We start from the raw sequence: 21,098 nt of genomic DNA, 5'->3' as shown, positions 1-21,098 counted from the left end.
CCGGGTAAGGCGAAACCGCCACCCGGCGTTTTACATCACTCTTCGCCGTTAAAACCCGCACGATTGAGCAGGAACTGCGACAGCAGAGCGACCGGACGGCCGGTTGCGCCTTTGGCTTTACCGGAGCGCCATGCGGTGCCCGCGATATCGAGATGTGCCCAGTTATACTTGCGAGTAAAGCGCGACAGGAAGCAGCCTGCGGTGATAGCACCACCAGGACGACCGCCGATGTTCGCCATATCCGCAAAGTTGGACTCCAGCTGTTCCTGGTACTCATCACCCAGTGGCAGACGCCACGCGCGGTCACCGGCTTGTTCGGACGCGCCGATAAGCTCGTGTGCCAGCGGGTTGTGGTTCGACATCAGGCCGGTAATGTGGTGACCCAGTGCAATCACGCAGGCGCCGGTCAGCGTCGCGACGTCGATAACAGCTTCTGGCTCGAAGCGCTCAACGTAGGTCAGCACATCGCACAGCACCAGACGGCCTTCTGCATCGGTATTTAGCACTTCAACAGTCTGGCCAGACATGGTGGTCAGTACGTCACCCGGACGGTACGCGCGACCGCCAGGCATGTTTTCACAGCCAGCCAGCACGCCAATGACGTTAATGGGCAGCTGAAGCTCAGCGACCATTCGCATCACGCCGTACACTGCTGCCGCGCCGCACATGTCGTACTTCATCTCGTCCATGCCTTCGGCAGGCTTGATGGAGATACCGCCAGAGTCGAAGGTCAGGCCTTTACCGACCAGCACAATCGGACGTGTTTCTTCGGACGGGTTGCCCTTGTACTCGATGACCGACATCAGCGATTCGTTCTGAGAACCGTTGCCGACCGCGAGGTAAGAGTGCATCCCCAGCTCTTTCATCTGCTGTTCGCCAATCACGCGGGTGATGACGTTCTTGCTGTACGAGTCCGCCAGCTGGCGTGCCTGGGAAGCCAGGTATGCCGCGTTACAGATGTTCGGTGGCATGTTGCCAAGATCTTTTGCGGCTTTAATCCCCGCGGCAATCGCCAGACCGTGCTGGATGGCGCGCTCGCCGCTGGTCAGTTCGCGACGGGTAGGGACGTTAAAGACCATTTTACGCAGCGGGCGACGTGGCTCGCTCTTGTTGGTCTTCAGCTGATCAAAGCTGTACAGGCTCTCTTTGGCCGTCTCAACGGCCTGACGCACTTTCCAGTAGGTGTTACGCCCTTTGACGTGCAGTTCGGTCAGGAAGCATACCGCTTCCATTGAGCCGGTATCATTCAGCGTGTTAATGGTTTTCTGAATAACCTGCTTGTACTGGCGTTCATCCAGTTCGCGCTCTTTGCCACAACCAATCAGCAAAATGCGCTCGGACAGCACGTTCGGAACATGGTGCAGTAACAGCGTCTGCCCAGGTTTGCCTTCCAGTTCGCCACGGCGCAGCAGGGCGCTGATATAGCCGTCACTGATTTTATCGAGTTGTTCGGCGATCGGGGAGAGTCGGCGTGGTTCAAAGACGCCCACAACGATGCAGGCACTCCGCTGTTTCTCCGGGCTACCGCTTTTTACACTGAACTCCATGCACTACGCTCCTGAATCTTAAAGACAACGGCGGCTGCTACGGATAGAATTGAAACCTTTCGTAACTCATGTCCGCTGTTGTGGTGACTTCGTGTTAATCTTACGTTATTACGGTTTCGACACGTCAGAAAATATCCTGAAGCGTGAATCCGCCGGGTTTTTTAATCTTAGCGATGATTTCGACGACTCAAGAGAATAAATGACGTTTAAGCCATGAAACAAGCGATTTTCCAGCAAAAAGACGGGTTTTTACGGGCGTATTTAAAGTGATAATCATAAGATATCTGGTGCGGGAAACGCTCAAAAGCCAACTGGCGATCCTGTTCATCCTGCTGCTGATCTTCTTCTGTCAGAAGCTGGTGAAGATCCTCGGCGCGGCCGTTGACGGCGAAATCCCAACAAATCTGGTGCTTTCCCTGCTAGGGCTGGGGATCCCGGAGATGGCGCAGCTCATTCTGCCGCTGAGTCTTTTCCTCGGTTTGCTCATGACGCTGGGCAGACTCTATACCGAAAGTGAAATCACGGTCATGCACGCCTGCGGCCTGAGTAAAGCCGTGCTGGTGAAGGCCGCCATGATACTGGCGCTGTTTACCGGGATTGTTGCTGCGGTGAATGTCATGTGGGCGGGCCCGATGTCCTCTCGTCATCAGGATGAAGTGCTGGCCGAAGCCAAAGCCAACCCGGGTATGGCGGCGTTAGCGCAAGGGCAGTTCCAGCAGGCCACCGACGGTAACTCTGTGCTGTTCATCGAAAGCGTTGATGGCAGCAAATTCAATGACGTATTCCTCGCGCAGCTGCGCACGAAGGGCAATGCTCGCCCGTCAGTTGTGGTGGCTGATTCAGGCCAGCTGGCGCAGCGTAAAGATGGTTCCCAGATTGTTACGCTGAATAAAGGCACCCGTTTTGAAGGCACCGCGATGCTTCGCGATTTCCGTATTACGGACTTCGAGAACTACCAGGCCATTATTGGTCACCAGGCGGTTGCGCTTGATCCAGGCGATACCGAACAGATGGATATGCGCACGCTCTGGAATACCGATACCGACAGGGCGCGCGCAGAGTTCCACTGGCGTATTACTCTCGTATTCACCGTGTTTATGATGGCGCTGATTGTCGTTCCGCTGAGCGTGGTTAACCCGCGTCAGGGCCGCGTGCTCTCAATGCTGCCGGCGATGCTGCTGTATCTGGTCTACTTCCTGCTGCAAACCTCGATTCGTTCGAATGGTGCGAAGGGTAAACTTGATCCAATGGTCTGGACGTGGGCGGTTAACAGTTTGTATATCCTGCTGGCGCTGGGATTAAACCTGTGGGATACGGTGCCGGTGCGCCGCATTCGTGCCCGATTCTCGCGTAAAGGAGCGTTGTAATGCAGGCGTTTGGCGTTCTCGACCGCTACATCGGTAAAACCATTTTCTCCACCATCATGATGACGTTGTTCATGCTGGTGTCGCTCTCCGGCATTATTAAATTTGTCGACCAGTTGAAAAAAGCCGGGCAGGGTAGCTACGACGCGTTGGGCGCCGGGATGTATACCCTTCTCAGCGTGCCAAAAGATGTCCAGATCTTCTTCCCTATGGCCGCTTTGTTAGGCGCACTGCTTGGCCTGGGAATGCTGGCGCAGCGCAGTGAGCTGGTGGTAATGCAAGCCTCCGGGTTTACCCGTTTGCAGGTTGCCCTCTCTGTGATGAAAACCGCTATTCCGCTGGTACTGCTGACCATGGCGATCGGCGAGTGGGTGGCGCCACAGGGTGAGCAGATGGCGCGTAACTATCGTGCGCAGGCCATGTACGGTGGCTCATTGCTCTCGACCCAGCAAGGACTGTGGGCAAAAGATGGCAATAACTTTGTCTACATTGAACGGGTGAAAGGCGATGATGAACTGGGGGGCGTGAGTATTTACGCTTTCAACGACCAGCGTCGTTTACAGTCTGTGCGTCACGCGTCCTCTGCGAAGTTTGATCCCGAGCATAAGCAATGGCGCTTATCACAGGTTGATGAATCAGACCTCAAAGACCCGAAACAGATCACCGGCTCTCAGACGGTTTCTGGTACATGGAAGACCAACCTTACCCCGGACAAACTGGGTGTGGTGGCGTTAGATCCTGATGCGCTGTCCATTAGCGGTCTGCATAACTACGTGAAATATCTGAAATCGAGCGGCCAGGACGCCGGGCGTTATCAGCTCAATATGTGGAGCAAGATTTTCCAGCCGATGTCCGTTGCGGTCATGATGCTGATGGCGCTGTCGTTTATCTTCGGGCCGTTGCGTAGCGTGCCGATGGGGGTTCGCGTCGTAACCGGTATCAGCTGCGGGTTCGTGTTCTACGTTCTCGACCAGATTTTTGGTCCGCTGACGTTGGTTTATGGCATCCCGCCGATTATCGGTGCGCTGTTGCCAAGCGCCAGTTTCCTGCTGATCAGCCTCTGGCTGCTTCTGAAACGTTCCTGATAAATCCTTTTCCTCGCTCCCGGCCCGTCGGGAGCGAGGCTAATCTCCTGTTTCACCCCGCACTTTTTCTCACAACCTCCACCGCCACGCCCTGAATTTGAGTATTATTGGGCGATAAAGTCGTGAAGGGATCCTCTATGAAGCAAATTCGAATGCTGGCCCAGTACTATGTCGACCTGATGATGAAGCTCGGCCTGGTACGTTTCTCCATGCTGCTGGCTCTGGCGCTGGTGGTTCTGGCGATTGTTGTGCAGATGGCTGTCACCATGGTCTTGCATGGTCAGGTCGAAAGTATCGACGTGATCCGCTCTATCTTCTTCGGATTGCTGATTACGCCCTGGGCGGTCTATTTCCTCTCCGTGGTGGTGGAGCAGCTTGAAGAGTCCCGTCAGCGTTTATCAAAACTGGTTGATAAGCTGGAAGAGATGCGCGAGCGCGATCTCAAACTTAACGTCCAGCTCAAGGACAATATTGCTCAGCTCAACCAGGAGATTTCAGATCGTGAGAAAGCTGAAGCCGAACGTCAGGCCACGCTTGAGCAGCTGAAAATTGAAATGAAAGAGCGTGAGGTGACGCAAATCCAGCTCGAGCAGCAATCCTCTTTCCTGCGCTCCTTCCTTGATGCCTCACCGGATTTGGTTTTCTACCGTAACGAAGATAAAGAGTTTTCCGGCTGTAACCGGGCGATGGAGTTGCTCACCGGTAAGAGTGAGAAACAGCTCGTTAACCTTAAGCCACAGGATGTCTATTCTGAAGAGGCGGCGGCGAAGGTAATGGAAACGGATGAAAAGGTCTTCCGTCATAATGTTTCTCTCACCTATGAGCAGTGGCTGGACTACCCGGACGGACGGAAAGCCTGCTTTGAAATCCGTAAGGTGCCTTACTACGACCGCGTGGGGAAACGCCACGGCCTGATGGGCTTTGGCCGTGATATCACCGAGCGTAAGCGTTATCAGGATGCTCTGGAGCGCGCCAGCCGAGACAAAACCACCTTTATCTCCACCATCAGCCATGAACTGCGCACGCCGTTGAACGGGATTGTTGGCCTGAGCCGCATTCTGCTGGATACGGAATTAACGGGTGAACAGGAAAAATACCTGAAAACGATCCATGTCTCTGCGGTGACGCTGGGCAATATCTTCAACGATATTATCGACATGGATAAGATGGAGCGCCGTAAAGTTCAGCTCGACAACCAGCCGGTGGATTTTACCAGCTTCCTGGCCGACCTGGAAAACCTGTCCGGCTTACAGGCTCAGCAAAAGGGGCTGAGCTTTGTGATGGAGCCAACGTTGCCGCTGCCGCATAAAGTGACCACTGACGGCACGCGTCTGCGCCAGATCCTGTGGAACCTGATCAGCAACGCGGTGAAATTTACCCAGAAAGGCCGGGTGGCAGTGCGTATCCGCTATGACGAAGGGGACATGCTGCATTTCGAGGTTGAAGATTCCGGTATCGGCATTCCGCAGGAAGAGCAGGATAAAATCTTCGCAATGTATTACCAGGTGAAAGACAGCCACGGCGGTAAACCGGCAACGGGTACCGGGATTGGCCTGGCCGTCTCTAAGCGTCTGGCCAGAAGCATGGGTGGGGATATTACCGTCGCCAGCCAGCCGGGAAAAGGTTCTGTCTTTACGCTGACAGTTCATGCTCCGGCCGTTGCAGAAGAGGTTGAAGACACCTTTGATAACGACGAAATGCCGCTGCCTGCACTGCATGTTCTGCTGGTGGAAGACATTGAGCTGAACGTGATTGTGGCGCGCTCAGTGCTGGAAAAATTGGGTAACAGCGTGGATGTGGCGATGACCGGCCAGGCCGCTCTGGATATGTTCACGCCAGGCGAGTACGACCTGGTGCTGCTGGACATTCAGCTCCCGGACATGACCGGGCTGGATATCTCCCGTGAGCTGACGCGTAAATACGCCGCCGATGAGCTGCCGCCGCTGGTAGCGTTGACAGCGAACGTGCTGAAGGACAAAAAAGAGTATCTCGATGCCGGTATGGACGATGTGCTCAGCAAGCCGCTGGCGGTTCCTGCATTAACCGCCATGATTAAGAAGTTCTGGGATACCTGTGATGAAGAGGAGAGCACCATGACGTCTGTTGATAGCGCGAAGACACAAGCGATTCTGGATACTGCCATGCTTGAGCAATACATCGATTTGGTTGGCCCGAAACTGATTACCGATGGTCTGGCCGTATTTGAAAAAATGATGCCGGGATATTTAAGTGTGCTGGAATCGAACCTGACCGCGCGCGATCAAAAAGGGATCGTTGAAGAGGGCCATAAAATTAAAGGCGCAGCCGGTTCGGTTGGTTTGCGTCACCTGCAACAGCTCGGTCAACAGATTCAATCCCCGGATTTACCTGCATGGGAAGATAACGTGGGTGAATGGGTTGAAGAGATGAAACAAGAGTGGCAGAACGATGTGGCGGTACTGAAAGCCTGGGTGGACGCCAGAAAAAAATGACCCCGGCTTAACCGGGGTGCGCGAATACTGCGCCAACACCAGGGAAATCGTGGCTGCGCCTGATTTTTTGTGTTGTTTTCGCATGGACGCCGCCTGAAAATTTAGGCCGCACGCAGATAAGATAGCAAATCTTAAATAGTTTGTTACATGAATCAGTGAAATGTGTGAAGCATAGCGTTTTAATCAGAATTATTAATATGCTTCAGCGATTTGCAAAGAAGGAACGTCATGATGAAAAAGATTGGTGTCGTGCTCAGTGGATGTGGTGTTTACGACGGTTCTGAGATACACGAATCGGTAATAACGCTGCTGGCATTAGCCAGACGTGGCGCTGAAGTTATCTGCTTCGCCCCGGATAAAAATCAGGTGGACGTGGTAAATCATCTGACTGGCGAAGCCATGCCGGAAACCCGTAACGTGCTGATTGAGGCGGCCAGAATTGCGCGGGGTGACATTCATCCCCTGGCGCAGGCCAATGCCGCTGAACTTGACGCGCTTATTGTTCCGGGGGGCTTTGGCGCGGCCAAAAATTTAAGCACCTTTGCAGCACAGGGCAGTGAATGCCTGGTCGACAGGGATCTTAGCGTACTGGCCCAGGCGATGCATTCCGCCGGTAAGCCGCTGGGCTTTATCTGTATTGCCCCTGCCATGCTGCCAAAAATTTTCGATTTCCCGCTTCGCCTGACCATCGGGACAGATATCGATACCGCAGAAGTGATTGAAGATATGGGGGGCGAACATGTGCCTTGCCCGGTCGATGACATCGTGGTGGATGAGGACAATAAGATTGTCACAACACCTGCCTACATGCTGGCGCAAAACATCGCTGAGGCGGCTGCCGGTATCGAGAAGCTGGTGGACAGAGTGTTGGTTTTGACTGAATGATCCGAAAATTTAAGGCTGGCGCATGGGTTAAACGGATCCTGTTGCGTATTGTCATCGTCCTGGCTGTTTTCTGGGGCGGTGGTATCGCTCTGTTTAGCATCATGCCTGTCCCTTTTTCTGCCGTGATGGTTGAGCGCCAGATTAGCGCCTGGTTATCCGGTGATTTCGGCTACGTGGCACACTCTGACTGGGTGAGCATGGATCAGATCTCTCCGTTTATGGGGCTGGCGGTGATTGCCGCAGAAGATCAGAAATTCCCGGATCATTGGGGGTTTGACGTGGCGGCTATCCAGAAAGCGCTGGCGCATAACGAGAGACATGAAGATCGTGTCCGTGGTGCATCCACGCTTTCTCAGCAGACGGCAAAAAACCTGTTTTTATGGGATGGACGCAGCTGGCTGCGAAAAGGTCTTGAAGCGGGTCTGACGCTTGGCATGGAAACGGTCTGGAGCAAAAAACGTATTCTGACCGTCTATCTGAATATCGCTGAGTTTGGTGAGGGGGTGTTTGGTGTCGAAGCCGCTGCACAGCGTTATTTCCATAAACCTGCCAGTCGTCTGACGATGTCAGAAGCCGCTCTGTTAGCAGCCGTATTGCCCAATCCTGTACGCTTTAAGGCCAGTGCCCCGTCGGGGTATGTTCGTGGTCGTCAGGCGTGGATTATGCGGCAAATGCGCCAACTAGGCGGGGAAGGGTTTATGACGGGGAATAAGCTGTATTAATGACCCTCTCCGGGAAGGAGAGGGCGGGTGCATCAGTCTTCATCAAATCCGGCATTAAACAGTGCAATCACTGCTGCCAGAGCTTCTTCTTCCTGTGGGCCTGTTGCCTCAACTTCAATTTGTCTGCCTTTGGCAGAATCCAGCATCAGTAGCGCGATGACGCTATTGGCTTCAGCCTCTGTACCTTCATCGTTACGCAGCAGAACCTCCGCATCAAAACCCTGCATCAGTTCAAACAGTTTCATCGCCGGGCGGGCGTGCATACCCAGCTTATTCGTGATTTCAACAGTTTGTTTTACGGTCATGTTTTACGTTTTTCCAGCGTGCGATGACGGGACTGAACGTTCTTCCCGCGTGAGCGGAAGTAATCGGCCAGTTGTTCGGCAATGTACACCGAACGATGTTTACCACCGGTACAGCCAATTGCCACCGTCAGGTAGCTGCGATTGTTTGTTTCCAGCATAGGTAACCATAGCTCAAGGTAGCTGCGCGTCTGGTAGATAAAATTGTGAACTTCTGTGTGCCTGTCGAGGAACGCCGCCACGGGTTTATCAAGACCGGTCATTGGACGCAGTTTTGGATCCCAGTGGGGGTTCGGCAGGAAGCGCACGTCGAAAACATAATCCGCATCGATAGGAATGCCGTGCTTAAAGCCGAAGGATTCGAACACCATGGTCAGTTCGCGCTCGCGTTTACCCAGCAGACGGGTGCGCAACATTTCAGCCAGCTCGTGAACGGACATTTCAGAGGTGTCGACAATGAGGTCTGCACGGGAGCGCAGCGGCTCCAGCAGGTCGCTCTCTTCGTCGATGGCGCTTTCCAGAGAGAGATTCTTGCTGGAGAGCGGATGCAAACGGCGGGTATCGCTGTAACGACGAATCAGCGTGTTACGGTCAGCATCAAGGAACAGCAGCTGAGGCGAAAACGAGTCAGGCAGGTTGTTCATCGCCTGTTCAAAGACTTCCGGTGATTCTGGCATGTTACGGACGTCGATACTGACGGCAGCAGACGTTTGTCGGTCTGCAAGCGTCCGGGCCAGGTCGGGCAGCAGCACAACCGGCAGGTTATCGACACAGTAAAAGCCCATATCTTCAAGCGCGCGGAGGGCGACGGATTTCCCCGACCCTGAACGACCGCTGACGATCATCAGCACCATGTTCCGTTTCTCCTCAGGACAACAGATGTGAAGGCCATCTCCCGGTTATGCATCATCCTGATTGCCTTCTGCTTCAGTGATAATTTGATATAACTCTTCATCACTTTGGGCTGAGCGCAGTCGACGGCAAATGGTTTTATCGGCCAGACGTTTGGCGACCAGCGAAAGCGTATGCAGGTGGGTTTTGGTCTGGTCAGCAGGAACCAGCAGCGCGAAGAGGAGATCGACTGGCTGATTATCGATGGCGTCGAAGGCGATCGGCGTTTCGAGCTGCACAAAAACACCAACGGCACGCAGGGTGTCTTCTTCCAGCTTGCCATGCGGGATAGCAATGCCGTTGCCAATGCCAGTACTGCCCATTTTTTCGCGGGTCAGAATAGCTTCGAACACCACCTGAGACGGCAGGCCCAGCTGTTTTGCGGCCAGTTCACTGATGATTTCCAGCGCACGTTTTTTGCTCTGGCAGTGAACGCCACTGCGGGTACATTCCTGGTTAAGGACATTGCTCAGTTGAAGAGCGGAATCGTTGTTCATCATAATTTCACCTAAGCGCTAACTGTACAAATGGCCTGTTGTGTTTCACAACAGGCCTTCCTGCACCCGTTAACTGCCCGGACAATTAGTGTTGTTTCAGTTTATCTTTATGTTTATTGAGCTGTCGTGCAAGCTTGTCAATCAAGCCGTCGATAGCAGCATACATGTCTTGCCCTTCCGCACTGGCATGGAGTTCACCCCCGTTCACGTGCAGGGTTGCATCCGAGATATGAGTCACTTTCTCCACTTTCAACACAATATAGACCTGGTTGATCCTTTCGAAATACTGCTCAAGTTTCGCGAACTTAGCGTTCACAAAATCGCGTAAAGCCTCAGTAATTTCGACGTTGTGTCCTGTGATGTTGAGCTGCATAGTGTCTTCCTTATCGGTTGTGTCAGACCAGTTGTTTACGCTGGTTAGACGGCGGAATGGATAAAGACTCTCGATACTTTGCAACAGTACGGCGTGCCACCATGATACCCTGATCGGACAGCATGGTGGTTAACTTACTGTCACTCAGTGGCTTCGCGGGATTCTCCGCGGCGATCAACTTCTTCACCAGTGCACGAATGGCCGTCGACGAGGCTTCGCCGCCGCCTTCGGTATTCACATGGCTGGAGAAGAAATACTTAAGCTCAAAAATACCGCGCGGACTGTGCAGATACTTCTGCGTTGTTACGCGGGAAATGGTTGATTCATGCATTTCGACGGCCTGGGCGATATCTGCCAGCACCATCGGTTTCATATACTCTTCGCCCTGCTCAAAGAACGCCTGCTGCTGCTCGACAATACAGCGGCTTACACGGAGCAGCGTATCATTTCTGCTCTCCAGACTTTTGATCAGCCATCGCGCTTCCTGAAGATTGCTACGAATGTACTGGTTGTCGGAGTCGTTGCGTGCGTTGGTGCACATGGAGGCGTACTGCTGGTTGATTTGCAGGCGAGGAATGCTGTCAGAGTTCAGTTCGACAACCCAGCGGCCGTTATGCTTTCTGACCAGCACATCCGGGATAACGTATTCGGGTTCGCTGGTCTGGATGGATTGGCCAGGGCGAGGATCGAGCGACTGGATCAGGTTGACGGCTTCTTTCAACACCTCTTCTTTGAGGCGGGTGACGCGCATCAGGGTACGGAAGTCATGGTTCGCCAGCAGATCCAGATGATCGCTGATGATTAACCGGGCTTCTTCAATCCACGGTGTCTCTTTGGCGAACTGAGAAAGCTGGATCAGCAGGCAGTCTCGCAGATCTTTCGCGGCCACGCCAACCGGGTCGAAGCGCTGAATACGCTTCAGAACCGCTTCAATTTCCTCAAGTTCGATCTCATCATCGCCGATGCTTTCAAGAATATCGTCCAGGGAAACGGTCAAATACCCGGTGTCATCAACGGCATCGACAATGGAGGTTGCAATCGCACGATCGGTATCAGTGAAGGGCGTTAACTCCACCTGCCACATCAGGTAATCCTGAAGCGACTGGGTGGTTTCACCCTGATAGACCGGTAGCTCATCGTCCTGGTAGTCTGCACGCGTCCCGGATGGGGTTCCTGCGGTGTAGATTTCATCCCAGCTGGCATCCAGAGGCAGCTCGTCCGGCATCTCTTTTTGTTCGAGAGCATCAACGGTGTCGAGCGTTTCGGTGTCTTGCGTTTGCTGAGTGTCTACCTCGTCATGAAGATCGGTTTGCTCCAGCAACGGGTTGCTGTCCAGCGCTTGCTGGAGTTCCTGCTGGAGTTCTAACGTGGACAGCTGCAACAGGCGGATAGCTTGTTGTAGCTGCGGCGTCATCGCCAGTTGTTGGCTGAGCCTTAATTGCAAACCTTGCTTCATGTTCAGAGCATTTTTCTCCGGTTCGGCGTTACGTTACCTCTACCCTATCAGAGTCTGAAGTCTTCCCCAAGGTACACGCGCTTAACATGCTCATCTTCGAGGATCTGCTGCGGCGTACCGTGGGCAATCAGATGGCCCTGGCTCACAATATAGGCGCGTTCACACACGGCCAGCGTTTCACGGACGTTGTGGTCAGTGATCAGTACGCCAAGCCCGCTGTCACGCAGATGCTCAATAATACGTTTGATATCGATGACGGAAATAGGGTCAACGCCCGCGAAGGGTTCATCCAGCAGGATGAATTTCGGGTTTGCAGCCAGCGCGCGTGCAATCTCGACACGACGACGTTCACCGCCTGACAGCGCCTGGCCTAAGCTATCGCGCAGGTGTTCAATATGGAACTCTTCCATCAGTTCGTTAGCGCGATCCTGACGCTGCTCGCTCGACAGATCGTCACGGATCTGCAACACGGCCATCAGGTTATCGAAAACGCTTAAACGGCGGAAAATGGACGCTTCCTGTGGAAGATAGCCGATACCACGGCGCGCACGGGCGTGCAGCGGCAGCAGGCTGATGTCTTCATCATCAATGACAATGTTGCCTGCATCGCGCGGCACAATACCTACCACCATGTAGAAGGTAGTAGTTTTACCCGCACCGTTAGGGCCTAAAAGGCCAACAATTTCGCCGGAGTTGACGGTCAGACTGACATCTTCCACGACGCGGCGGCCTTTATAGGCCTTAGCGAGATTTTTTGCAGTTAATGTTGCCATAACGAATTAGTTACTCTTCTTCTGTGCCGGGGCCTGGCCTTTGCCTTTATCTTGCAGCTGTGAAGGAACAAGCACGGTGGTGACGCGTTTGCCTTTCTCGCTGGAAGCCTGCATTTTCTGCTCTTTCACCAGATAGGTGATCTTGTCGCCGGTGATATTGCTGTCCAGCTGTTCCAGGTAGGCATTACCAGTCAGGATGACAAGATCCTTCGCCAGTTCATAGTGCATATGGGTGGCGTGGCCTTTAACCGGTTTACCGTTGTCCTGCATCTGGTAGAAGGTTGCCGGGTTGCCATAGCCATCAATAATTTCTTTGCCTTGCTCGCCGCCCGGACGGGTAACGACAACTTTGTCGGCGTTAATTTTGATGGTGCCCTGAGTCATGACGACGTTGCCGGTAAAGGTGACGACATTACCCTGCATATCGAGAGACTGGGTGTCAGATTCAATATGAATCGGCTGTTCTGTATCGCCAGTCACAGCAAGTGCGGGAAGACTGGCTGCCAGCAGCGCGCTGGCGATAACAAAATTAAGGCTGAGTTTGTTTGTTTTGAATTTCATAAGAGGATCTAACCTTTTCAATCAGCTCGGCGTTTTTGCTGCGTAAGTTCCCGCGCATTCTCAGACCGCTGGAATTAAATGTTGTGCCATACAGTGTAACCAGATCCTGCGAAGTCACATCCTGGGTCACCAGGTTAATCTGGGCATTATCTGTTGTAATTTTACGCAGTTGAGAGTCAGCGGTCAGGGCGTTGACTTCAACATGACCATACAGATAAAGCATACGGTCATTTGTTAATTTTGCTCTGTCAGACTTGATCGACCATGTTGGCACTTTATCGGTATCAAATGTGGTCATTACCGGTTGGGTAAACCACGAGATACCATCATCTGAAAAATACTCAACATGCTTTGCGATCAGGCGATAGTTCAGCGCGCCTTCCGGGCTGTAAACCACCGTGTCACTATGATCGCTTTTGTATGTTGGATCGCTATTGTTGATCACTTCCGTTTGGGTATCGTCACGGTCAGCGAGGTTTACGCCAATCAGTACCAGTGCGACAAGCGTTAGCAGAATGATAACCCAACGTCTGGTTTTACTCATATTGATTGCCCTTTGGCCTCTTCAAGCTTGCCCTGCGCCAGCAGAAGCAGATCGCAGACTTCACGTACGGCACCGCGACCGCCGTTGATGTGGGTGACATAGTCAGCACGCGGTATCAACAGCGGATGGGCATCGGCTACCGCGATGCTCAGGCCCACTTCGGCCATCACCGGCCAGTCGATCAGATCGTCGCCCACATAGGCAACATGCTCGGGCGCGATGGACAGTTTCGCAAGCAAATCGTTGAATGCCAACATCTTGTCGGATTGTCCCTGATACAGATGGGTAATGCCCAACGTTTCGCAGCGGTCTTCTACAAGTTTAGCTTTTCGCCCGGTGATGATAGCAACTTCGATGCCGGATGTGAGCGCGCAGCGAATGCCGTAACCGTCGCGAACATTGAATGCTTTTAGTTCTTCGCCATTATTGCCCATGTAAATCAGGCCATCGGAGAGTACGCCATCTACATCCAGGATCAGCAGACGGATGTTTTCCGCCTTCGCCATCATGGCTGTACTCACCGGACCATAACAGGTTGCAAGGGATGCACCCGCATTACTCATTGTCTTATCCTTCATTACACTACGCCAGCGCGTAGAAGATCATGCATATGTACCACACCCAGCAGTTGGTCGCCATCGGCAACCATCACTGAGGTTATGTGGCGGGACTGCATCAGGTTCAGCACATCCACCGCCAGGGTGCCGGGACGAACGCGGATCCCGCCAGGCGTCATGACATCGGCGATGCCTAATGTGCGGACATCCACGCCCATATCGAATACGCGACGTAAGTCGCCGTCGGTGAAGATCCCCTGAATCTTCATCAGATCGTCGCAAACGACCGTCATGCCAAGATTTTTGCGGGTGATTTCCAGTAATGCATCGCGCAGCGACGCAGCTTTGCTTACGTGCGGGATCTCATCGCCCGTATGCATAATGTCGTTTACCCGAAGCAGCAACTTGCGCCCCAGCGCACCGCCAGGATGAGAAAGCGCGAAATCCTCCGGCGTAAAACCACGGGCTTCAAGCAATGCCACTGCAAGCGCATCGCCCATGACCAGCGCAGCAGTGGTGCTGGACGTCGGAGCAAGGCCTAACGGGCACGCTTCTTTTGGCACTTTGACGCACAGGTGAATATCCGCGGCGCGGGCCATGCTGCTTTCCGGGCGGCTGGTCATGCAAATCAGCGGGACGTGCAGCCGTTTCAACACCGGGATCAGCGCCAGGATCTCGTTCGATTCACCGGAATTTGACAGCGCAATGACCACATCCTGCGGCGTGACCATGCCCAGGTCGCCGTGTGCCGCTTCACCTGGGTGAACAAAGAATGAAGAGGTCCCGGTACTGGCGAACGTGGCGGCCATTTTGCGCCCGATATGTCCAGACTTGCCCATCCCCATCACAACGACTTTGCCGGCACAGTAGAACATCTTCTCACATGCCAGACTAAAATCCTGATTAATGTACTGATCTAACTGCGCCAGACCTTCACGTTCAATCTCCAGAACTTCTTTGCCTGCTTTCTGAAAGTCAAAACCCGGCTGCAATTCTATTTGCGACATAATGCGTTTCCGTTTACCCAGAGAGAAGAGGCGAAAGCCAGTACAGCATCGCCATCCATACGATAAATCCACCTGTCAGCAGCGCGCCTGCGCCTTTGCCAATCTGACGTTTTCGCCGCCAGCAGAGCAGGGCGAAAATAACGCTGACCAGCAACATCACACCGTAATCGCGCGAAAATGCCAGCGGATTAAACGGCCCTGGCGATATCAATGCCGGCAAGCCGGTCACGATCGCGATATTGAAAATGTTCGAGCCGATGATATTGCCAATCGCGATATCATCCTCACCCTTACGCGCGCCCGCAATGGCGGTAGCCAGTTCCGGCAGGCTGGTACCGATGGCAATCACGGTCAGGCCGATGGTTAATTCGCTCATGGCGAAGGCGTTCGCCAGCACGGTGGCATTGTCCACTACCATGCGGGTAGCCATTGGCATAATAATGAGCGCCACGCCAAGCCAAAGAAGCGCGACCGGTAACGTTCCTTCCCGCGGCAGTTCTGCCACCTGCTCACGCGTGAGGCTATCATTGCCCTGTTTTTCTGCCTGACGGGCGATTTTAACGATAAACAGCAGCCAAATTACCGCCAGCGCCAGTAAGAAAATGCCGTCGCTGTAGCTCAGCACCCCATCATAGAGCACACAGCCCGCCAACAGGCTTACGATTAACATTAGCGGCAATTCACGGCGCAGAACATCAGAATGCACGCGAAATGGGTGCAACAGTGCAGCCAGGCCAAGAATCAGCAGGATATTGACGATGTTGGAACCTATGGCCGTGCCAATAGCGAGATCGACCTGGCCATGAAGCGATGCCGAGACAGACACGATTATTTCAGGAAGAGAAGTCCCGACGCTGACGACCGTCATCCCGATGATGATAGGCGGCACGCCAATCAGTCGGCACAATATTGATGCAGCGAATACCAAACGGTCAGCACTGTAGACCACCAAAAGTAAACCAATTATTAACAGTGCTGTTGCTAAAAGCATCAAAAGTCCTTTCTTCAGGTATACTCGCCGGTCCACTGCGCGTGAATTTTGGTGCTGCATACAGTCTAAGACGTAACGAATTCCTAATTTTGACTTTATGCGCCGGAAAAGTAAAACAAATGCCAGCTTTCGCTAACCTCAACGGCTATTATTCTGTAAAAATGTTGAGTTTAGGGCTGATTTAAGCGTCATGCTTAATGTGAATCAGGGTAAGAAAGGAAACATAAATGAGCCCCAATTTGGCGAATTTAGTCGATGTCCGTGGTGTCAGCTTTTCTCGCGGCAACCGATTGATATTTGATGATATTTCACTGACCGTACCCCGTGGTAAGATCACTGCCATTATGGGGCCGTCGGGAATTGGTAAAACGACCCTGTTGCGTCTTATCGGTGGGCAAATTCCGCCGGATAGCGGCGAAATCCTCTTTGACGGAGAGAACGTCCCGGAGATGTCGCGTTCGCGCTTGTATACTGTCCGCAAGCGCATGAGTATGCTCTTTCAGTCAGGGGCATTATTCACCGATATGAATGTCTTTGATAACGTGGCCTACCCGCTGCGCGAGCACACCCATTTGCCGTATGAATTATTGAAAAGTACGGTCATGATGAAACTCGAGGCCGTTGGCCTTCGTGGGGCGGCTAAATTGATGCCGTCAGAGCTTTCTGGTGGGATGGCGCGCCGTGCCGCACTGGCACGTGCCATTGCGTTAGAACCCGATTTAATCATGTTCGACGAACCCTTTGTCGGGCAGGACCCTATCACCATGGGCGTTCTGGTGAAGTTAATCTCTGAACTGAACAGTGCGCTCGGCGTCACCTGTATCGTGGTTTCTCACGATGTTCCAGAAGTGCTGAGCATCGCTGATTACGCCTATATTGTGGCAGACAAAAGGATCGTCGCGCACGGTGGTGCTCAGGCACTACAGGATAATTGCGATCCGCGAGTACGGCAGTTCCTGGATGGTATCGCAGACGGCCCGGTGCCGTTCCGCTATCCATCGGGCGACTATCGTGACGATTTATTGGGAATAGGGAGTTAAGCCACTCATGCTGTTAAATGCGTTGGCCGCTCTGGGACACCGTGGCGTAAAAACCATCAGGACGTTCGGGCGTGCCGGATTGATGTTATTCAATGCGCTGGTTGGCAAACCGGAATTCCGTAAGCACGCACCTTTGCTGGTGCGACAGCTCTATAATGTCGGCGTTTTGTCGATGGTCATTATCATCGTTTCTGGCCTGTTTATTGGCATGGTGCTTGGGTTGCAGGGCTATCTTGTGCTCACAACCTACAGTGCAGAAACCAGTCTCGGGATGCTGGTGGCGCTCTCGCTGCTGCGCGAATTGGGCCCGGTTGTTGCCGCGCTCCTGTTTGCCGGGCGTGCCGGGTCAGCGTTAACCGCTGAAATTGGCCTGATGCGTGCCACCGAGCAGTTATCCAGTATGGAGATGATGGCGGTCGATCCTCTGCGCCGTGTGATTTCCCCACGTTTCTGGGCGGGCGTGATTTCACTGCCGCTGCTCACTATCCTGTTCGTCGCGGTCGGGATCTGGGGGGGCTCGCTGGTGGGCGTACACTGGAAAGGGATTGATGCCGGGTTCTTTTGGTCTGCCATGCAGGATGCTATCGACCTGCGGATGGACCTGGTTAACTGTCTGATTAAGAGCGTGGTATTTGCTATTACGGTCACCTGGATTGCGTTGTTCAACGGTTACGATGCCATCCCGACGTCGGCGGGCATTAGCCGTGCAACTACACGTACTGTCGTACATTCGTCGCTGGCCGTACTGGGTCTGGATTTTGTGCTCACCGCACTGATGTTTGGGAATTGAGTTCATGCAAACGAGAAAAAATGAAATTTGGGTCGGCGTGTTTCTGTTGCTGGCACTGCTGGCTGCGCTGTTCATCTGTCTGAGAGCTGCGGATATCACCTCTATCCGCACCGAACCGACATATCGCATCTATGCAACCTTCGATAACATCGGTGGCCTGAAAGCGCGCTCACCGGTGCGTGTTGGCGGTGTGGTTATTGGCCGCGTGGCGGATATCACTCTGGACGAGAAAACCTATCTGCCGCGTGTCGCGATGGATATCGAAGAGCGTTACAACCATATCCCGGATACCAGTTCACTGTCGATTCGCACCTCCGGCCTGTTAGGTGAACAATACCTGGCACTTAACATTGGCTTTGAAGATCCTGAGCTGGGAACGACTATCCTTAAAGACGGTAGCGTAATTCAGGATACGAAATCAGCCATGGTGCTGGAAGATATGATTGGTCAGTTCCTTTACAGCAGTAAAGGCGGTGACGATAAGAAAACTGACGGTGCGCCAGCACAGAGTGAAGGCCATACTGACGCCGCGCCAGCCCCAGACGCGACGAATTCATCTCAGGAGAAGTAATTCATGTTTAAACGACTGTTAATGGTTGCCATGCTGGTGATTGCCCCTCTGACCGCAGCACATGCTGCCGATATGAGTAATCCGTACAAACAGATGGATGAGGCCGCGAAAAAGACCTTCGATCGTCTTAAAAACGAACAATCTAAAATTCGTGCTAACCCGGATTATCTGCGTGACGTGGTTGATCAGGAACTGCTGCCTTATGTGCAGATTAAATATGCGGGCGCCCTTGTGCTGGGTCGTTACTACAAAGATGCGACGCCTGCGCAGCGTGATGCGTACTTTGCTGCCTTCCGTGAGTACCTGAAACAGGCTTACGGTCAGGCGCTGGCAATGTATCACGGCCAAACCTATCAAATCGCGCCAGAACAGCCTCTGGGCGATGCGACCATTGTGCCAATTCGTGTGACCATTCTTGATCCTAATGGTCGCCCACCGGTTCGCCTGGACTTCCAGTGGCGTAAAAACTCCCAGACAGGTAACTGGCAGGCGTATGACATGATTGCGGAAGGGGTGAGCATGATCACCACCAAGCAAAACGAATGGAGCGACCTGCTGCGTACCAAAGGCATCGATGGCCTGACTGCGCAGTTGCAGTCCATCTCGCGTCAGAAAATTTCCCTGGACGAGAAAAAGTAATGCAACAGCAACTGAGCTGGTCGCGCGAAGGTGAGACGTTGTTGTTGTCTGGCGAGCTTGATCAGGATTTGCTGAACCCGTTATGGGATGCTCGCAACGAGGCCATGAAAGGTGTGACGCTGATTGATTTGAGCGGAGTTTCACGCGTGGATACGGCAGGTATCGCCCTGTTAGTGCATCTTGTCGCGGCAGGCAAAAAGCAGGGGAACACGGTTGCACTGGCGGGTGCCAGCGATAATGTGATGACCCTTGCGCAGCTCTACAATTTGCCGGAAGACGTATTACCTCGTTAATATTTTCAAAGCGTTAATTCTGAAAGCCCCGACTGTTTCATCGTTGGGGCTTTTTGCTTGTTTAAGACAACGTCACTTTGCTCTAAGATGTTGGGCTTGTTTTCACTATCAGATGATGTAGAACCCATGGAAAATAATGAAATCCAGGCAGTGCTGATGAATGCACTCTCCCTTCAGGAAGCCCACGTCTCTGGCGATGGCAGTCACTTCCAGGTTATTGCTGTGGGTGAGATCTTCGACGGAATGAGCCGCGTGAAGAAACAGCAGGCTGTGTACGCGCCGCTGATGGAATACATTGCGGATAACCGCATCCACGCCCTGTCGATTAAAGCGTTCACCCCACAAGAGTGGGCTCGCGATCGCAAACTAAACGGTTTTTGAGCTGAGGGCCACAGGCCCGCGGCACGGTTGAATTTATAAGAGAGCAAAATCATGGATAAATTTCGTGTGCAGGGGCCGACGCGCCTCCAGGGCGAAGTCACAATTTCTGGCGCAAAAAACGCTGCACTGCCAATCCTCTTTGCAGCGCTGCTCGCAGAAGAGCCGGTAGAGATCCAGAACGTACCGAAGCTGAAAGATATCGACACGACCATGAAGCTGCTCGGCCAGCTGGGCACTAAAGTTGAGCGTAACGGCTCCGTCTGGATTGATGCCAGCAACGTAAATAACTTTTCTGCACCGTACGACCTGGTAAAAACCATGCGTGCATCCATCTGGGCGTTAGGCCCGCTGGTGGCGCGTTTTGGTCAGGGTCAGGTTTCTCTGCCGGGTGGTTGCGCAATCGGCGCACGTCCGGTTGACCTGCACATCTTTGGCCTGGAAAAACTGGGTGCAGAGATCAAGCTGGAAGAAGGTTACGTCAAAGCTTCTGTAAACGGTCGCCTGAAGGGCGCGCACATTGTCATGGACAAAGTGAGTGTCGGCGCAACGGTGACCATTATGTCTGCGGCCACGCTGGCAGAAGGCACCACTATCATCGAAAACGCCGCGCGTGAGCCGGAAATCGTTGATACCGCAAACTTCCTCGTCGCACTGGGTGCGAAAATCACGGGGCAGGGTACTGACCGCATCACCATCGAAGGCGTTGAGCGTCTGGGCGGCGGTGTTTACCGCGTGCTGCCAGACCGTATCGAAACAGGTACTTTCCTGGTCGCAGCAGCCATTTCTGGCGGCAAAATTGTTTGCCGTAACGCTCAGCCTGATACGCTGGATGCCGTGCTGGCGAAGCTGCGTGAAGCAGGTGCTGACATCGAAGTGGGTGAAGACTGGATTAGCCTGGACATGCACGGTAAGCGTCCTAAAGCCGTTACCGTTCGCACTGCTCCACATCCGGCATTCCCGACCGATATGCAGGCGCAGTTCACCCTGCTGAACCTGGTGGCTGAAGGGACAGGTGTTATCACCGAAACTATCTTCGAAAACCGCTTTATGCACGTACCGGAACTGATCCGTATGGGCGCACATGCAGAAATCGAAAGCAACACCGTGATTTGCCATGGCGTTGAGAAACTGTCTGGTGCACAGGTGATGGCAACCGATCTTCGCGCGTCTGCGAGCCTGGTTCTGGCGGGTTGTATTGCTGAAGGTACAACGGTTGTCGATCGTATTTATCACATCGATCGTGGCTATGAGCGTATCGAAGACAAACTGCGCGCGCTGGGTGCCAACATCGAGCGTGTGAAGGGCGAGTAATCGTTCCGGCAGCCCCCTGCCAGAGATGGCCGGGGGGTTGCTGTTCC

The 21,098-nt window shown here is 53.4% G+C and carries 24 protein-coding genes; 12 read left to right on the top strand and 12 right to left on the bottom strand.

The window, feature by feature from the left end; translation table 11 throughout:
• Positions 1 to 35 precede the first annotated feature (35 nt).
• Positions 36 to 1,547, bottom strand: a complete 1,512-nt coding sequence (gene pepA, locus F3J30_RS17565; RefSeq protein ID WP_166718041.1) for a leucyl aminopeptidase — start codon at positions 1,545 to 1,547, stop codon at positions 36 to 38.
• Positions 1,548 to 1,813: 266 nt separating this feature from the next.
• Between pepA and lptF the strand changes: the two genes are divergently transcribed.
• The 5 genes from lptF (at position 1,814) to mtgA (ending at position 8,074) form a co-directional block, all read left to right on the top strand.
• Complete coding sequence (gene lptF / locus F3J30_RS17560; protein WP_014071961.1) at positions 1,814 to 2,914, top strand: LPS export ABC transporter permease LptF; 1,101 nt, start codon at positions 1,814 to 1,816, stop codon at positions 2,912 to 2,914.
• Positions 2,914 to 3,996, top strand: coding sequence for an LPS export ABC transporter permease LptG (gene lptG / locus F3J30_RS17555; RefSeq protein WP_014071960.1), 1,083 nt, complete (start codon positions 2,914 to 2,916; stop codon positions 3,994 to 3,996). The genes lptF and lptG overlap by 1 nt, the downstream gene beginning before the upstream one ends.
• Positions 3,997 to 4,133: 137 nt before the next feature.
• Complete coding sequence (gene arcB, locus F3J30_RS17550) at positions 4,134 to 6,467, top strand: aerobic respiration two-component sensor histidine kinase ArcB (protein ID WP_166718040.1); 2,334 nt, start codon at positions 4,134 to 4,136, stop codon at positions 6,465 to 6,467.
• A 231-nt stretch (positions 6,468 to 6,698) separates the two neighbouring features.
• Entirely contained in the window at positions 6,699 to 7,352 is a 654-nt protein-coding gene (gene elbB, locus F3J30_RS17545; RefSeq protein WP_166718077.1) for an isoprenoid biosynthesis glyoxalase ElbB, read from the top strand.
• Positions 7,349 to 8,074: a monofunctional biosynthetic peptidoglycan transglycosylase gene (gene mtgA / locus F3J30_RS17540; RefSeq protein WP_166718039.1), complete on the top strand. Its 726-nt coding sequence runs from the start codon at positions 7,349 to 7,351 to the stop codon at positions 8,072 to 8,074. The genes elbB and mtgA overlap by 4 nt, the downstream gene beginning before the upstream one ends.
• Before the next feature lie 32 nt (positions 8,075 to 8,106).
• On the opposite strand, the gene npr is transcribed toward mtgA, so the two are convergent.
• The 11 genes from npr to F3J30_RS17485 all read right to left on the bottom strand — a co-directional run bounded on the left by npr (position 8,107) and on the right by F3J30_RS17485 (position 16,026).
• Complete coding sequence (gene npr / locus F3J30_RS17535) at positions 8,107 to 8,379, bottom strand: PTS phosphocarrier protein NPr (protein WP_003861872.1); 273 nt, start codon at positions 8,377 to 8,379, stop codon at positions 8,107 to 8,109.
• Complete coding sequence (gene rapZ / locus F3J30_RS17530; RefSeq protein ID WP_014071956.1) at positions 8,376 to 9,230, bottom strand: RNase adapter RapZ; 855 nt, start codon at positions 9,228 to 9,230, stop codon at positions 8,376 to 8,378. The genes npr and rapZ overlap by 4 nt, the downstream gene beginning before the upstream one ends.
• Positions 9,231 to 9,275: 45 nt before the next feature.
• Entirely contained in the window at positions 9,276 to 9,767 is a 492-nt protein-coding gene (gene ptsN / locus F3J30_RS17525; RefSeq protein ID WP_014071955.1) for a PTS IIA-like nitrogen regulatory protein PtsN, read from the bottom strand.
• Positions 9,768 to 9,849: 82 nt separating this feature from the next.
• Entirely contained in the window at positions 9,850 to 10,137 is a 288-nt protein-coding gene (gene hpf, locus F3J30_RS17520) for a ribosome hibernation promoting factor (RefSeq protein ID WP_166718038.1), read from the bottom strand.
• Positions 10,138 to 10,159: 22 nt separating this feature from the next.
• Positions 10,160 to 11,593, bottom strand: a complete 1,434-nt coding sequence (gene rpoN / locus F3J30_RS17515) for an RNA polymerase factor sigma-54 (RefSeq protein WP_014071953.1) — start codon at positions 11,591 to 11,593, stop codon at positions 10,160 to 10,162.
• Positions 11,594 to 11,640: 47 nt separating this feature from the next.
• Positions 11,641 to 12,366 carry an LPS export ABC transporter ATP-binding protein gene (lptB, locus tag F3J30_RS17510; protein WP_014071952.1) on the bottom strand — a complete coding sequence of 242 codons (726 nt, stop codon included), beginning with the start codon at positions 12,364 to 12,366 and terminating at the stop codon, positions 11,641 to 11,643.
• A gap of 6 nt (positions 12,367 to 12,372) precedes the next feature.
• A complete protein-coding gene (gene lptA, locus F3J30_RS17505) occupies positions 12,373 to 12,927 on the bottom strand; it encodes a lipopolysaccharide ABC transporter substrate-binding protein LptA (RefSeq protein ID WP_014071951.1) in 555 nt (184 codons plus the stop codon).
• A complete protein-coding gene (gene lptC, locus F3J30_RS17500) occupies positions 12,896 to 13,471 on the bottom strand; it encodes an LPS export ABC transporter periplasmic protein LptC (RefSeq protein WP_014071950.1) in 576 nt (191 codons plus the stop codon). Before lptC ends, lptA begins: the two co-directional genes overlap by 32 nt.
• Positions 13,468 to 14,034 (bottom strand): 3-deoxy-manno-octulosonate-8-phosphatase KdsC, encoded by a 567-nt coding sequence (gene kdsC / locus F3J30_RS17495; protein ID WP_014071949.1) that lies wholly within the window; start codon positions 14,032 to 14,034, stop codon positions 13,468 to 13,470. Before kdsC ends, lptC begins: the two co-directional genes overlap by 4 nt.
• Positions 14,035 to 14,048: 14 nt before the next feature.
• Positions 14,049 to 15,035 (bottom strand): arabinose-5-phosphate isomerase KdsD, encoded by a 987-nt coding sequence (gene kdsD / locus F3J30_RS17490; protein ID WP_014071948.1) that lies wholly within the window; start codon positions 15,033 to 15,035, stop codon positions 14,049 to 14,051.
• Positions 15,036 to 15,048: 13 nt separating this feature from the next.
• On the bottom strand, positions 15,049 to 16,026 hold the full coding sequence (locus F3J30_RS17485) for a calcium/sodium antiporter (protein WP_014071947.1): 978 nt from the start codon (positions 16,024 to 16,026) through the stop codon (positions 15,049 to 15,051).
• Between the two features lie 227 nt (positions 16,027 to 16,253).
• Here F3J30_RS17485 and mlaF point away from each other — a divergent pair, with 227 nt between their 5' ends.
• The 7 genes from mlaF (at position 16,254) to murA (ending at position 21,051) form a co-directional block, all read left to right on the top strand.
• Entirely contained in the window at positions 16,254 to 17,066 is an 813-nt protein-coding gene (gene mlaF, locus F3J30_RS17480; RefSeq protein ID WP_014071946.1) for a phospholipid ABC transporter ATP-binding protein MlaF, read from the top strand.
• 7 nt (positions 17,067 to 17,073) lie between these two features.
• On the top strand, positions 17,074 to 17,856 hold the full coding sequence (gene mlaE, locus F3J30_RS17475) for a lipid asymmetry maintenance ABC transporter permease subunit MlaE (RefSeq protein WP_014071945.1): 783 nt from the start codon (positions 17,074 to 17,076) through the stop codon (positions 17,854 to 17,856).
• A gap of 4 nt (positions 17,857 to 17,860) precedes the next feature.
• A complete protein-coding gene (mlaD, locus tag F3J30_RS17470) occupies positions 17,861 to 18,427 on the top strand; it encodes an outer membrane lipid asymmetry maintenance protein MlaD (RefSeq protein WP_014071944.1) in 567 nt (188 codons plus the stop codon).
• A 3-nt stretch (positions 18,428 to 18,430) separates the two neighbouring features.
• Positions 18,431 to 19,066: a phospholipid-binding protein MlaC gene (gene mlaC, locus F3J30_RS17465; protein ID WP_014071943.1), complete on the top strand. Its 636-nt coding sequence runs from the start codon at positions 18,431 to 18,433 to the stop codon at positions 19,064 to 19,066.
• On the top strand, positions 19,066 to 19,359 hold the full coding sequence (mlaB, locus tag F3J30_RS17460) for a lipid asymmetry maintenance protein MlaB (RefSeq protein ID WP_014071942.1): 294 nt from the start codon (positions 19,066 to 19,068) through the stop codon (positions 19,357 to 19,359). The genes mlaC and mlaB overlap by 1 nt, the downstream gene beginning before the upstream one ends.
• A 126-nt stretch (positions 19,360 to 19,485) precedes the next feature.
• Positions 19,486 to 19,740: a BolA family iron metabolism protein IbaG gene (gene ibaG, locus F3J30_RS17455; RefSeq protein ID WP_014071941.1), complete on the top strand. Its 255-nt coding sequence runs from the start codon at positions 19,486 to 19,488 to the stop codon at positions 19,738 to 19,740.
• Positions 19,741 to 19,791: 51 nt separating this feature from the next.
• Entirely contained in the window at positions 19,792 to 21,051 is a 1,260-nt protein-coding gene (murA, locus tag F3J30_RS17450) for a UDP-N-acetylglucosamine 1-carboxyvinyltransferase (RefSeq protein ID WP_014071940.1), read from the top strand.
• Positions 21,052 to 21,098: the final 47 nt, after the last annotated feature.

Origin of the sequence: Enterobacter sp. Tr-810 (genome assembly GCF_011752765.1) — a bacterium.
GTDB classification, from domain to species: Bacteria; Pseudomonadota; Gammaproteobacteria; order Enterobacterales; family Enterobacteriaceae; genus Enterobacter; species Enterobacter soli.
This window is presented reverse-complemented; position numbering and strand designations above follow the sequence as displayed.